Below are 12,473 nucleotides of genomic sequence, written 5' to 3' on the forward strand. Positions count from 1 at the left end.
TTGTTATTTAGTTGTTGTTATTTTAATTGCTGAATTGATTTTCCCTTTTTCAGTTACAACCCATCGACGATATGGAACACGGAAGAAGAACATGTATTTCAATGTATCTGTTTCTTTGTCGAGGTCAAACATCATGCCATCAAGGTACTTCAATTTTGGTTGTTTAGCAGTTTTGTTAATTTCATAATGAAGGAGAGCTTTTTCAGTTAAGGCATGTTGAATAAGTTCGCCCATTTTATCAATTGCGCCACCGAAAGTGTCGTAAAATTCATCAATATATGTTGCTTTCATTTGAATGAATTTAAGATAGAATAAACCAACATCTTTACTCTCAATAGCCTCATCAAGGATGATATTAAATTCATCGTCTGCTTGTTGTATCAACTTTTCTAAAGTGCTAAGACCTTCACGTTGAATTTCGATTGCTTGACGTTCGTCGTTATATTCAAAGTCACTATTTTGTAATTGTTTTTCAAATTTTTTATGCTCACTGTACCGTCTTGGGAAAAATTCTTTTTCTCCCAACCAAGGAGTGTATTTGATGTATTGTGTTGCTAAATCATTCAATTCTAAAAAATCGTTATATTTTCTCAGGTCGATAAAGCTATTCAATAACTCTTCTTTTTGGGCTTCAGTAACATTTTCAAATAAAGTCCCGTTTTCATAATGTTGTTGTAATTTTTCAGCCGCTTCTTTATAAGTCATGTATGTGGCCTTCAATTTTAATTTCAGTTTTACCTTCTGGTGTGATTGTTGCAGTTGCGATTTGTTTAATTTCTTGTGTCATAATAATTCATTCTCCATTTCGTTTTTAATTTGTTTTGTTATTACATGATTATTGTATTGAACAAGTTCGGTTATGTAAGACAGCGAAATGATTTTTTTATTTTCATGTCGCAAATTGTTTTGTTTGTTGATTACACGGCTATTGTATTGGAAAGTTTTCAATTGTAAACTTGATTTCAAAACTTTTTTTAATTTTTTTCTTCGAGACGAGTTTCTTCATATATATAAGAAAAATACCAAACGTACATTCTATGAAAATATGATATAATGTTTGGTATATCATTACATAGGAGGAATACTTTTGAAGTATGAAATGACAGTAAAAGAAGTGTGTACTACTGGTTTTTGGTCTTGTTTGGGGCCTACAGATTGGATTTCATTATTTTCCGTGTTAATTTCTTTAGTTGTATGTATAGCTGGATGGAGAGCAGCGAAAGCTTCGAAAGACTCATCTGAAATTGCGAAGAAACAATTAGAAGAAATGGTTAAACAAAGAATGGACTCTGTTAAACCTGAATGGTCTTTCAAAGATGAAAAATATGTTTTCCGATTTGATACAGGAATGAAATTCGGAAAATTTAATGATATGGATAATGTATTGTATTTAAATATCACAAATGTCGGAAATGGTCATGCGAAAAAGGTAAAGATGAAATGGGACTTTGATACATTATCCTCCGATGTTGATTTCATAAAAAAGAATCAAACAAAGCTCCAATATATATTGGAGTATACAGAAAAAAGTTATATACATTTTAGTGATGGAAATTATATATATTTGGATAATGATTTTAAAAGATTTGAGCCTATATGTATTACAAATACTAGCTATAATATTTTACTTCCGTTTGCTTACACTCAAGTTTTGTCAATTATTATCCATTTATTTATTATCAAAGAACTCCCCACTGATGTAATACCGAAATTAAAATTATCCATTTCATATTATGATGTTTTAAATACTCCTACTCCTACAACAAAGGAGCTTCTTATCACTCCCAAAGTTTATATTAAAAATCGTTCGAATCACTTTGGTACAATTTCTTATGAAGCAGATGTTGTTATGCAAATTGATGAAGTATCATAATTTTTAAAGCCAAAAAAGGAGGTAATGTGCTTACCTCCTTCATTCCATATTCTTCAACCACGCTTCACGTTCAATCCGTCTTTCTTCCCGTTCCCCTTCAATACGTATCGTCTCAGCATCTTTAGCAAATAAGTTATTGTACACTTGATACATAAACAACATCATCATTATCCCAACTGACAGAAATAACAAGATCAATTCAATTCGTGATTTCATTGTTTAAATAATTTAGCATATGTTTCATCGTTTCGTTTATTTATTTCTACCATATCTCGTATCAATTCAGGCGTTTCGACGAATACATATATTTGATATTTTTCATTTGAACGGTTTCTCATGGTGTGATGAAGGTCATGCCCACGCTTGATAAGTTCCATAGCTAAAGTTTTCTTGTATAGGTTTTTTAATTTCGGCATTTATATTTCCCCTTTTGTAATTTGATAGTTTATAAATATGAATCATTCATCCCTATAACCGTATTGCTTTCGTTTCCTGACGAGTTCCTCTTTCTTCTTCATAATGTCATCACGTAAAAATAGATTCACGCCTGTCGTCCGTCTAATCGGTTCTATTTGACCTTTATTCAATAGTGCATTCATGCGTGAACGACTGATTCCTAAAATCTCTATGGCTTCTGAAGTCACCAAAATTTCGTTTTTCGCAAACTCTCGTTTATCAATTTTTTGTAATATGTATACGTCGCTCAAAATATCGCTCCTTTTATAAAATGAAACCAAAGTCGCCTGAGCGAACTTTGGAATCAAGCATTTAATGACCATTCAATTTGATATGGTTGTTCGTAATCAATTTCACTATATGATTCTTCCTCATTACATAATTCTTCGAGAAAGTCAGCAACTCCATGATGATGTTGTGAAATCAAATCAATCAAGGGTGTAGCATTACATTTCACTAACAAATCAGCAGTCATTTCTAAATCGTCTATAAAATTGTATTGTTCGTTTGGGTCAAGGTACCATTTCAAATACGCATGTATCATTGGTATATCGTGAGTCGAATAATACGCCATTAACATGTTAATCGTCGTTTTCGTCATACGTTTCTTTATATCAAACACCACGTAGAATGTCCTCTATCCGTTCAGCAGCCACCATATCGAACAATTTTATTACATGTAAGAGGTCACAACATCTCGTTTCCTCCATTATTTCCGCTACCAATCTCGTATCATTTAACAGTCCCATTTCTACATAGCGTTCCATAGTTGCGATTCCCATGTATGTATCTTGATGCACATAAAATAATGTCGTCAGTGCTCCTATAGCAGACGAGACATTTTGTCGTTTCATTTGTTTCACCCTTCCATATATTGGTAAAATATTAATTTCATTATATGTCTCTAGAAACCTACTGACAAGAGAAAATCACGCTATATGTAAATGCCTTATATAAATGAAGAGAAAAAATAATTTCAACAAGATGACCGAGCTTGCTTTACATCGGCAAACTTTTAAATACAATAGTCGTGCATTCGAAAAATACCTTAGTCAAATGCAAGTTACGTATATATATAATAGAGGGTTACGGATCATAACCTCTATTAACATTCAAATCAAAAGGAGCGATTAACATGAATAGAGATAAAATTATTTTCACTAAGTGGGTAGCGGAAGAATTAGCAAAACGAGGGCATGTATATGAAACAGAACCAAATAAGAAGTTACCACGATACAAAGTATTTATATTTGAAAACACATTCAAATTCGAAAGAGATTTAATTGAAATAACACAAAAGCGCTAAAGTACCTCTAACTTGCCATTCTATTACTTATATATAAGTTGGCGCTTTAGAGGTACTTTACAAATAAAATGAGAGGATTAAGACAAAATGACAACCAAAGAATACTCTGTTCTTGAACTATGTGAAGAAATTTTACACGTTAAACAACAAACATTTAAAAATAGTAAAACCAAGTATATGAAAATATTGGAGCAAGATTTCAATATTGAAATTAAGAAGAAGAAACCTATGATTTACGCATTAACACCTAAAGAGAAATCTCCACAACAAAAAGCAGATGAAGATTTCCTTGAAATTTTGGGGTGCGACATAGGAAGACGGGATATTGAATTAATCAAGTTCTTACTGAAATCCATATTGGAAAAACAAATCGTTCCAGTCCAAGAAGAGTTGACCCATTGGGCATTGCAGGAACGTTTGATACAATCCACTTCTCGTGGAGTTGTTAAAAGTTACATGGAGTTCTTTAACGATAACAACATTATTGTTCCACCTATGGCAATACCAATATGGGATGATAATGAAATCGGAAATAGGAAATGTGATATGGAAACAGGAGAAATATATCCGACGTATCACAAGGTGGTCGCAAATAAAATATATTACGATTACGCAGATAATGGTGTTGGCGGTTATCGGAAACGTCTTGGGGAACGAGCACAAGAAGCGATTGATACAGCATATAACGTAATACTCCGTGAAGAATTTCAAAAGAAAATTGTTCCGATGATAAAAAAGCGGGTCGAGAATTCCAAAATTGAAAAAGCAAAATTCTTTTTACGGAAGAAAGTGTTGCAAGAAGTTGGTGAAGCCTACGGTTTAAACCGTTGTGTGAGAATTTACGAACCAATTATCAATCCACGTATTCAAGGGCAATTGAAATCATATTTCGGACTAAATAAACAAGATCAATTCGGTATGGATATTGAAATTGATACAAGTCATATCAAAGTCGTTGATGTGAAACGTCAAGTTGGGACAAAACCTACAGAAATTGAAGCAATGATGGAATATCATTTATTGTTAAAATCACATGCACAATTGTACAAGGACAATAAATATGCAATGCCATTATACATGTACAACAAATGGCACAAAGGTAAAGCATTTGAAGAAACAGTTCATGGATTATCTGTTCCAGTCGTTAAACAGGATGTAATCATTCCACAAGATGATATATTAGAAAGTTACACCAAAAACAAACAGGTGAATGAAATCGCATTACAACAATGCGAATCACAATATACAAATGAAGGTACACCGACATTCGACAAGGATTTAGCAGCATTCAAATTTAAACCACAATCCGACGTAACAACCAATGATATGAAGAGCATCATGTTAAAAGGCATGATGAATAAACAAAGAGGAGAAATATAATATGATGACAGAAAACATGATTAAGGCAGTAACGGAGATTGCAGAAACAGGAGCGGAAATATGGGATGTGTTCGACATATGCGACAAACATATGTTGAGCACTGGTGAAGAAGCTCTTGTAATAGCGATGTACGAGGAATCGAAACAGGATTTGCTCTCAATATTAGAGCAAGAACAAATTGAAGAAACAGAAGTGAATGAAGCAATTAAATCGGAATCGCATTACGATAATATGCAACCAATATCAATTGATAATATCAATGATAGCGGATTTAAAATTGAAAATTAACATTCAATTATTCATCTAAATAAATGAAGAGGGTGTATGCCTTATGGCAATGAAAACGATATGTAAACACGGTAAGGTAATACCAATGGGAACAAAATGTAAATGTACCATTCGCACAACACCACGTATTAAACGTGAATCAAGTGATGTAGATAAGTTACGTAATAGTGATAGATGGAAGCGTAAAACACGACCACGAATTATTAATCGTGACAATGGTTTATGTCAGCGATGCTTGATTAAATATAACATCATAAACAGTGATGAATTACAAGTGCATCATATTAAATCAGCAGTGAATCATATCGAACTATTCTTTGAAGATAGCAATTTAATTACATTATGTAAAACATGCAACTTACAACTTGGTACAAAAGATGAGTTGGATTTCAAATATGAAACACCTGAAGAATATGAATATAGTTTGTAAATGTACCCCCCGTTTGTTTGGTAGAAAAAATCCTGAAGGGATGTACGGAACAAAGGGTACTTCTCTTACACCAGAGGTACCTATTGGACTTTTTTGGTGAAATATCTCTTACAGTTCTGACACTATCTTACACTTACTCTTTACCGTTTAGCGTATATAAAGTACACGCTTTTTTTGAAATGATGATGTGCTGGCATTTATCAGTAAAAAAGTTTCCGAAAGTTGCATTTTGCTCCTTAGTTTTTCATTCACCACGTATATATATTATGAGGACGGTTACGGATTGTAACTCTCTCATTACATATAACAGGAAGGAGATAATCTCAAAATGGCAATGTTCGACAGTGCATTGATTCCGTATATCGGAGAAAAAAAGTACTATGAAATTTTACGTACTTTAGAGTTGCAAGAAGCAAAATCTTTTAGATATTACGATAACAAAGGCAAACAACATAAATTAACCCAAAAAGAAGTGTTAAAGCGAATGAACAGACGATTACGCAGACATGACCAACCTTCAATATCATTATCGTGGGTTAAAAAATGGTGGAATAAGTAGATGATAGCAAACACCTCATCAAACTTTCTGTTCTCAACCTGTCCTCCATTTCAAATTATATGATGAGGTGTTTGGTGTTATTTATAACACCCCTTGTAACGGAATCCTTCCATTCCATTGCAGTTCAATTCGGTTAATAGGTCTTGTCAATGTTCAGAAGGCATGAATTTATCGTGCCTTCTCCAATATTGATAAACGATTACCACAGGATCAATACGCCTGTGGTTTTTTCTATTTTACAAGGAGGAAATTCAAATGGCACTCAGTGATATTTTAAAAGCGTCCGAACATAGACAACGTGCAGATGAATTAGAAGTACGAAATCAAGAATTAGAAACACGAAATCAAGAACTTCAAGAGCAGTTATATACCAATTTTGATGGTGTATTTACCGATTACACCAATTCGATTTATCCAACAGCGGAGAAAGTTGTTCAATTATCAGTTGTCGGGCAATGCCTCGATTTACTCTCAGGTGCAATTGCACAAATGCCAGTGTATCTGTACAAACGGAACAAAGACGGTAGTCGTACAGAAATCGAGGACGATAACCGTGTGAAATTGTTGAATACACGCCCAAACAAACATACTGGAGCATATCAATATAAAAAACAAATGGTACGAGATTATTTATTACACGGTGGAGGATATTCTTCAATTGAAAAAATAAATGAGGATGATTTCGGATTTGATGTCGAGGAATTATATTATTTGCCTAAAAGCAATATGAATATCCGAACAATTAAATCTGGTTACAAACCAATCGGTGCGAAGTTTGATATAACATCCGACGGAGACGGGACACAAACCAAAAGTGTTCTTGAAACTTTAGGTGAAAATAAAGTATTGCGAGTTCTGAAAGATTCAAAAGATGGTTTCAAAGGAATTGGTTTATTGGAAACTGGTAAAGAAATTTTCCGTCAAGCATTACATGAAGCACAATTCATGAATGGTATTTACGAACGTGGGGCATTTCCATCAGGAGTGCTAATGGTTAACTCTCGATTGAATCAGGATTCAATCAATCGTTTACGTGAATCGTGGAATAATTTGTACAGCGGTTCAAGCAACAATGCTAAAACGCCTGTTTTAGAAGAAGGCATGGAGTACAAACCAATGCAACATTCACCAGCGGATATGCAATTCAATGAAACAAGAAAAAATACAAAAAGTGAAATTTGTAATTTGTTCGGTGTGCCTGAATCTTTAATTACAACCGCAGCAAACAAATATAATTCGATTGAACAAAACAATTTACATTTATTAAAACACACCCTTGCTCCTATTATTAACGCATTTGAAGATGGGTTAAATCTTTCATTGCTTGATGAAACGGAACTAGACGAATATTTCTTTGAATTTGATGTCGAAGAATTATCACGAGCAACTGAGAAAGAACGTATTGAATCGTTTGTAACAGGTGTAAATGGTGCAATTTTAACAATTAACGAAGTACGTCAAAAACTTGGTTATAACAAAGTAACAGGTGGCGACGATTTATTAATGGGACTTGGAAAAGTTGCAATGAATACGGAAACTGGCGAAAAGACAGTTTTCAACCTCGGACAAAATATAACAACGGAGGACAAACCTAATGCAGAATCAGAAAAACCAAATAGAACTTAGAAATGTGAGACTCGACGGTGTTAAACAAAATGCCGATGGGTCTCTTTTTGTTTCAGGTTATGTCAATGAAACATCTACTTGGTCACAAACACTCGGTAGAAATACAAAGTTTATCGAGCAGATCATGCCTGGTGCATTTAAACGTGCTCTTGAACGTGCCGAAAATATTGATTTTTTATATGAACATGACAACAACAAAATCTTAGCAGATACACGAAGCGGAAAAATGATTCTCCGTGAAGATGAGCGTGGTCTTTACATGGAAGCGACCATCAGCAAAACAACTTGGGGACAAGATGCCTTTGAACTTATCAAAGACGGAATCATTCAAAATATGTCTTTTGGTTTCCGAAAATTGAAAGACAAAGTTACCAAAGGAACAAACGGAATTTATGAACGTGTTGTACATGAACTTGAACTGTTAGAAGTGAGCGCAGTTAGAAAGCCCGCTTATGTTCAATCATCAATCGCAGCCCGTTCGTTAGAACTTATTGACGAAATAAATATTGAAGGAGATATCGGTAAAATGAATATTACGGAATTAAAAAATACACGTAAAGAAATTATCAATCAAGGGAAACAATTAAAAGCGGAAAAACGAAAACGTGATTTAGACGAATTTGAAAAAGCGGAACTTCGTGACTTATCGAAACAACTTGAGGAAATTGAAGCGCAAATTGAAATTTCTACTGAAGACGAACAACGTCATATCGTTGAAATCCCTGAAGAAACATCAAATGAACCAAGCGCAGAACATCGAGCGATTGAATCATTAATGAAAGGCGAAATTAATGATGAAGTTCGTACATTACAACAAAATTCAGATACTGGGGCGTACTTAGTTCCAACAGTTGTTTCTGACCACATTGTAAAATTTGTTCATCATGAGGGAAACCTGTTTTCACGTACAAAGCAATTTGAACCAGTGAACGGTTTCTTAGAAATCCCACGTGAGAAATCACAAGGTACAGCAGGCTTTATTGGTGAATGGGATGACGTTGTTTTAAACGACTTCACAATGGACAAAGTCCGTTTAGACCAAAAACGTGTTGGTACCGCAGTTGAAATTCCACATCATGTTGTAAATGATGCTGGCATGAATGTTTTAGCATACGCTTCAGAATTATTGGGGCGTCGACTAAGCAAAACAATTGATGAACATATTTTATTCGGTGATGGAAAAAACAGTTTTCAAGGTATTTTGAACTACCCAATTACAACAACTACTACAAAATCGCAAACAACAATTGATTTCAATGAACTTTTTGATGTTTTGTTCAGCGTTAATCCTGAATATTTAAATGGCGCAGTTTGGGTGATGCACAGTTCAACGTTTGCTCACTTATTAAACATTAAACATGAGAAAACAGGAATCCCATTAATCCTTTCGGACAAAATTACAAACGCACCAAAACGAGAATTGCTCGACATCCCAATTGTTTTTGATGACAACATGGAAAAAGTCGGTGCAGGTAAAACACCAATCTTACTTGCCAATTTTGAAAAAGGATATGCAACTCTCGTTAAAAAGGACTTTCATTTACAACACGTTTGGCGAGACCGAATTAGCAAAACCAAACGTAGACATTTGCTTATCTTGGACAAATACCTTGATGGAAAAATTATGCAACCAAATGCATTTGCCAAATTAACAATGGCACAATAAATCAATTCGAGAACCTCAACTGGGGTTCTCTTTTTTTATGAAAAAATACTGGAGGAATTTTAATCATGAATACTATAATCACAAGCAATTTAAATACAGAAGCAAAAGATGTCACAATTTCATTTATGGCATCATCTGAACACCTACCGCTTATCGCAAGCAAATTTGATATTTTTAAACACAAAGGAAAAACTAACCGATTATTTGCAATGGACGACAAAGAAGCAGAAATTGATCCTGACGAATTAATCAGTAAAGATGTTGAATTTGAATCGGTTACTTTCGACCAAAAAACGGTTTCTACATCAATTGAAATTACACAATTATTATTAAATAACACACCGATTGATTTAAAAGGAATTGCTCAAGGAAAAGCGACACGTCGTATTCTCCGCACATTACAATCGCAAGCATTCGGAAAAGGAAATGCTGATGGTTCAGTTAAGCAAATGCAATCCATTTTCGAATACAACAATTACACAAATAAAATCGCTGACATCAAAACATTCACAAAGGTTGATGAAATGTTTAATGATTTCGCTAACAGTTCCGAGAATTTACAAGGTGCAATTTTCGTAGTAGATAATGCCTTGTTCGCTACAAGATTGGTTCATAATGTATCAAATGAAGCATTATTAAAACCAACTATTGCAAACGATGGTTCAATCGGCACAATTTATGGTATTCCTGTATTCGTTCAATCAATGAATGGTAAAGGAAAAATGGTATTAATGAATCCGAAAGCATATGCAGTTTCTGTTAATGATGAACTTTCCGCTGAAATAAATGATGGTAGCGAAGATTCAGATACTGCACGCAAAGGATATACTTTCGTCTATTCTGAAATCATGGCTAGTGGTATGGTTGCAAATCCACACGGAATTAAGATTCTAACGGATTCAGCAACTATGTCAGCACAATCCATTGAAGAGCCAAAAGCAAAACGCTCACGAAAGGTCAAAGGTGAATAATCATGGCAATTACACTAGTAAAAGTTATATGTATCAAAGGATTTGCTACCGCTGGTGAAAACAAATACATGGGCATCGGACAAGACAATCTTATCACCCCAAGTATGGGATGGGTTTGTGGTCAAACATATGAAATGGACTCACGATTGGTGCCCCAATTTAAATCTAGCGGATTCATGATTGATTACGATAATGCTTTAAAAGACCCTCGATGCCCAGCAGTTATTTATACCAAGCCAATTCGTGTCATTTATTAAATGGAGTTCCTATTATGGGACTCCGTATTTTTTTTATGTGTAAAATGTGGATTTTATGAGATTCTCAAGATCAACTTTTTTCATGTGGCTTCCTTACATTTCAAAGTAATCAAATATAATAGTATTACACAGTTTATTTTCATTCATTTAAAATTGCATTCACAGGATAACCACGTACTTGGAAACTACGTGGTTATTTTTTATGTATGTTATCGTTCGTATATTATTTTGGACTTGCGCTTTAATGCGTTGCTAACGGTTAAAAAATAGGCACGTTTCGATGTGTTCCATTTCTTCAATGACATAAATGCTTCCCAATTTAATTCATATATTGCTTTAAGAATCATGTCTTTTTCAAACAACACAATGACAACATACTCGAATAATTGTGGTTGTGGCATATTAGAGTCAGGGTCATTCAATCCATTGAATACACTCGTCATATTGGTACGTGTCGCTTTTATGGAATAGCGTTCATTGGTATCACTGGTTGCATCTATGTGCTTCATTCCTATTTCCACCAAACGTAAATTGGGTAACTCTGGCGAATTACAATAGTGTTCAATTGCCACGGTTTCTCCCATATCACCCACAAAATTATTTGTCCTCGTAGCACCACGATTTTTAAACATTTTCATGAGTTTACTGTATTCTTTCAATCCATCAGCGATTGTCATGTTTTCATATTCTTCTTCAGTTATCATACATATCACCTCTTATATGGCATACATCATTATTACCACATTAAGGAAAAAATGTCATTCAAACGACTGTTCGTTGAATATTAATATTCAAATACATATTTTGTAAAGTTTGTTTGTTATTCGCTAAAGTACCCTAAAAGCGCCATCTTTATATATACTATTAAGTTGGCAAGTTCTAGGTACTATACGGTTTTATTCGTGCAACCATTCATAAAAGAATTGATTCATTGGATTGTCATATGTTTTTTCTCCACGACGGAACGATATATGGTGTATTACGTTATTGATTGCTCCACGGATATATGCTCTCAAACTACTGATGCCACGTTTATTTTTAATTCCATCAATCACCTTTAGGAACAATTTCCTACTGATTCCGTTTTTACGTGCATGTATATATTCATCATGAATAATTTCGTTTTGTATAACGTCCTCTTGTTTAACAATACTATTATCTATAACTTTATTATGATTAGAAAAATACACTACGGAATGAGTAGAAAAACTTCTAGAGGGCGATTCAGCAATATCATGATATACCGCATCATCATTGCATTCTTCCGTTTGTTCACCGTTTGACATATCCGTTTGACGTTCATCATCTAATAGTAAATTTTCTTTACAATTGGCTTGTGGAATCAGCGTAAATACTAACGAAGCGAATTGTTCTGTTACATTACGATTTTGTTCAATCTGAATTAAATCAGCACATTTGTCCTTAATTTTCTTGAGGTTGCGTGATATTGTAGAAGCGGTCACATCACATTTAATTGCAAGTGTAGAATTTTTCTGTGACACTACAAACGAGCCTTTTGCGTACGCTTGTTGAAAAATTGCCTCGATAATAGTAAACAAGGTGGATCGATTTTTAACGTTCAGTCGTTCAAGCAAACGTTTCTGAATGTGGTTGATTTGGTTTTTAATACACATGAGTGTTCTCCTTTTCATGGAGAAGA

General features: G+C 34.1%; 18 protein-coding genes. 10 read left to right on the forward strand and 8 right to left on the reverse strand.

Annotation, left to right across the window (positions count from 1 at the left end):
* Nucleotides 1-3: 3 nt before the first annotated feature.
* Nucleotides 4-705, reverse strand: coding sequence for a hypothetical protein (locus MR155_RS12045; protein WP_242309908.1), 702 nt, complete (start codon nucleotides 703-705; stop codon nucleotides 4-6).
* Nucleotides 706-1,087: 382 nt separating this feature from the next.
* Here MR155_RS12045 and MR155_RS12050 point away from each other — a divergent pair, with 382 nt between their 5' ends.
* Nucleotides 1,088-1,873, forward strand: a complete 786-nt coding sequence (locus tag MR155_RS12050; RefSeq protein WP_242309911.1) for a hypothetical protein — start codon at nucleotides 1,088-1,090, stop codon at nucleotides 1,871-1,873.
* A gap of 39 nt (nucleotides 1,874-1,912) precedes the next feature.
* On the opposite strand, the gene MR155_RS12055 is transcribed toward MR155_RS12050, so the two are convergent.
* From MR155_RS12055 to MR155_RS12075, 5 genes are read right to left on the reverse strand one after another with little or no spacing between them, the layout of a single operon-like run.
* Entirely contained in the window at nucleotides 1,913-2,089 is a 177-nt protein-coding gene (locus MR155_RS12055; protein WP_242309913.1) for a hypothetical protein, read from the reverse strand.
* On the reverse strand, nucleotides 2,086-2,289 hold the full coding sequence (locus tag MR155_RS12060) for a hypothetical protein (protein ID WP_242309915.1): 204 nt from the start codon (nucleotides 2,287-2,289) through the stop codon (nucleotides 2,086-2,088). Before MR155_RS12060 ends, MR155_RS12055 begins: the two co-directional genes overlap by 4 nt.
* Before the next feature lie 42 nt (nucleotides 2,290-2,331).
* Complete coding sequence (locus MR155_RS12065; RefSeq protein ID WP_242309917.1) at nucleotides 2,332-2,580, reverse strand: hypothetical protein; 249 nt, start codon at nucleotides 2,578-2,580, stop codon at nucleotides 2,332-2,334.
* A 53-nt stretch (nucleotides 2,581-2,633) separates the two neighbouring features.
* Nucleotides 2,634-2,954 carry a hypothetical protein gene (locus MR155_RS12070; protein ID WP_242309918.1) on the reverse strand — a complete coding sequence of 107 codons (321 nt, stop codon included), beginning with the start codon at nucleotides 2,952-2,954 and terminating at the stop codon, nucleotides 2,634-2,636.
* Nucleotides 2,944-3,183, reverse strand: a complete 240-nt coding sequence (locus tag MR155_RS12075; protein ID WP_242309921.1) for a hypothetical protein — start codon at nucleotides 3,181-3,183, stop codon at nucleotides 2,944-2,946. Before MR155_RS12075 ends, MR155_RS12070 begins: the two co-directional genes overlap by 11 nt.
* Nucleotides 3,184-3,464: 281 nt before the next feature.
* On the opposite strand from MR155_RS12075, the gene MR155_RS12080 reads away from it, so the two are divergent.
* The 9 genes from MR155_RS12080 (at nucleotide 3,465) to MR155_RS12120 (ending at nucleotide 10,813) form a co-directional block, all read left to right on the forward strand.
* A complete protein-coding gene (locus MR155_RS12080; RefSeq protein ID WP_242309923.1) occupies nucleotides 3,465-3,635 on the forward strand; it encodes a hypothetical protein in 171 nt (56 codons plus the stop codon).
* Between the two features lie 87 nt (nucleotides 3,636-3,722).
* Nucleotides 3,723-5,015, forward strand: a complete 1,293-nt coding sequence (locus MR155_RS12085) for a hypothetical protein (RefSeq protein ID WP_242309924.1) — start codon at nucleotides 3,723-3,725, stop codon at nucleotides 5,013-5,015.
* A gap of 1 nt (nucleotide 5,016) precedes the next feature.
* Nucleotides 5,017-5,304 (forward strand): hypothetical protein, encoded by a 288-nt coding sequence (locus MR155_RS12090; protein WP_242309927.1) that lies wholly within the window; start codon nucleotides 5,017-5,019, stop codon nucleotides 5,302-5,304.
* 43 nt (nucleotides 5,305-5,347) lie between these two features.
* Nucleotides 5,348-5,734, forward strand: coding sequence for an HNH endonuclease (locus MR155_RS12095; RefSeq protein ID WP_242309930.1), 387 nt, complete (start codon nucleotides 5,348-5,350; stop codon nucleotides 5,732-5,734).
* 328 nt (nucleotides 5,735-6,062) lie between these two features.
* A complete protein-coding gene (locus tag MR155_RS12100) occupies nucleotides 6,063-6,293 on the forward strand; it encodes a hypothetical protein (protein ID WP_242309932.1) in 231 nt (76 codons plus the stop codon).
* A 255-nt stretch (nucleotides 6,294-6,548) separates the two neighbouring features.
* Complete coding sequence (locus tag MR155_RS12105; RefSeq protein WP_242309934.1) at nucleotides 6,549-7,919, forward strand: phage portal protein; 1,371 nt, start codon at nucleotides 6,549-6,551, stop codon at nucleotides 7,917-7,919.
* Nucleotides 7,888-9,585 carry a phage major capsid protein gene (locus MR155_RS12110; RefSeq protein ID WP_242309935.1) on the forward strand — a complete coding sequence of 566 codons (1,698 nt, stop codon included), beginning with the start codon at nucleotides 7,888-7,890 and terminating at the stop codon, nucleotides 9,583-9,585. The genes MR155_RS12105 and MR155_RS12110 overlap by 32 nt, the downstream gene beginning before the upstream one ends.
* A gap of 65 nt (nucleotides 9,586-9,650) precedes the next feature.
* On the forward strand, nucleotides 9,651-10,556 hold the full coding sequence (locus tag MR155_RS12115) for a phage major capsid protein (protein ID WP_242309937.1): 906 nt from the start codon (nucleotides 9,651-9,653) through the stop codon (nucleotides 10,554-10,556).
* Between the two features lie 2 nt (nucleotides 10,557-10,558).
* A complete protein-coding gene (locus tag MR155_RS12120; protein WP_242309939.1) occupies nucleotides 10,559-10,813 on the forward strand; it encodes a hypothetical protein in 255 nt (84 codons plus the stop codon).
* Between the two features lie 209 nt (nucleotides 10,814-11,022).
* On the opposite strand, the gene MR155_RS12125 is transcribed toward MR155_RS12120, so the two are convergent.
* On the reverse strand, nucleotides 11,023-11,517 hold the full coding sequence (locus tag MR155_RS12125) for a DUF6998 domain-containing protein (RefSeq protein WP_242309941.1): 495 nt from the start codon (nucleotides 11,515-11,517) through the stop codon (nucleotides 11,023-11,025).
* 192 nt (nucleotides 11,518-11,709) lie between these two features.
* Nucleotides 11,710-12,447: a hypothetical protein gene (locus tag MR155_RS12130; protein WP_242309944.1), complete on the reverse strand. Its 738-nt coding sequence runs from the start codon at nucleotides 12,445-12,447 to the stop codon at nucleotides 11,710-11,712.
* Nucleotides 12,448-12,473 lie beyond the last annotated feature (26 nt).

The organism is Bacillus cereus group sp. BfR-BA-01331 (genome assembly GCF_022663915.1).
In the GTDB taxonomy this organism is placed as follows: Bacteria; Bacillota; Bacilli; order Bacillales; family Bacillaceae_G; genus Bacillus_A; species Bacillus_A mycoides.

Bases quoted from the DNA above. Each gene is read 5' to 3' on its own strand.
- MR155_RS12095 (WP_242309930.1), top strand. From the start codon at position 5,348: ATGGCAATGAAAACGATATGTAAACACGGTAAGGTAATACCAATGGGA.
- MR155_RS12100 (WP_242309932.1), top strand. From the start codon at position 6,063: ATGGCAATGTTCGACAGTGCATTGATTCCGTATATCGGAGAAAAAAAG.
- MR155_RS12110 (WP_242309935.1), top strand. From the start codon at position 7,888: ATGCAGAATCAGAAAAACCAAATAGAACTTAGAAATGTGAGACTCGAC.
- MR155_RS12105 (WP_242309934.1), top strand. From the start codon at position 6,549: ATGGCACTCAGTGATATTTTAAAAGCGTCCGAACATAGACAACGTGCA.
- MR155_RS12060 (WP_242309915.1), bottom strand. From the start codon at position 2,289: ATGCCGAAATTAAAAAACCTATACAAGAAAACTTTAGCTATGGAACTT.
- MR155_RS12120 (WP_242309939.1), top strand. From the start codon at position 10,559: ATGGCAATTACACTAGTAAAAGTTATATGTATCAAAGGATTTGCTACC.
- MR155_RS12115 (WP_242309937.1), top strand. From the start codon at position 9,651: ATGAATACTATAATCACAAGCAATTTAAATACAGAAGCAAAAGATGTC.
- MR155_RS12085 (WP_242309924.1), top strand. From the start codon at position 3,723: ATGACAACCAAAGAATACTCTGTTCTTGAACTATGTGAAGAAATTTTA.
- MR155_RS12045 (WP_242309908.1), bottom strand. From the start codon at position 705: ATGACTTATAAAGAAGCGGCTGAAAAATTACAACAACATTATGAAAAC.
- MR155_RS12130 (WP_242309944.1), bottom strand. From the start codon at position 12,447: ATGTGTATTAAAAACCAAATCAACCACATTCAGAAACGTTTGCTTGAA.
- MR155_RS12090 (WP_242309927.1), top strand. From the start codon at position 5,017: ATGATGACAGAAAACATGATTAAGGCAGTAACGGAGATTGCAGAAACA.
- MR155_RS12080 (WP_242309923.1), top strand. From the start codon at position 3,465: ATGAATAGAGATAAAATTATTTTCACTAAGTGGGTAGCGGAAGAATTA.
- MR155_RS12075 (WP_242309921.1), bottom strand. From the start codon at position 3,183: ATGAAACGACAAAATGTCTCGTCTGCTATAGGAGCACTGACGACATTA.
- MR155_RS12055 (WP_242309913.1), bottom strand. From the start codon at position 2,089: ATGAAATCACGAATTGAATTGATCTTGTTATTTCTGTCAGTTGGGATA.
- MR155_RS12125 (WP_242309941.1), bottom strand. From the start codon at position 11,517: ATGATAACTGAAGAAGAATATGAAAACATGACAATCGCTGATGGATTG.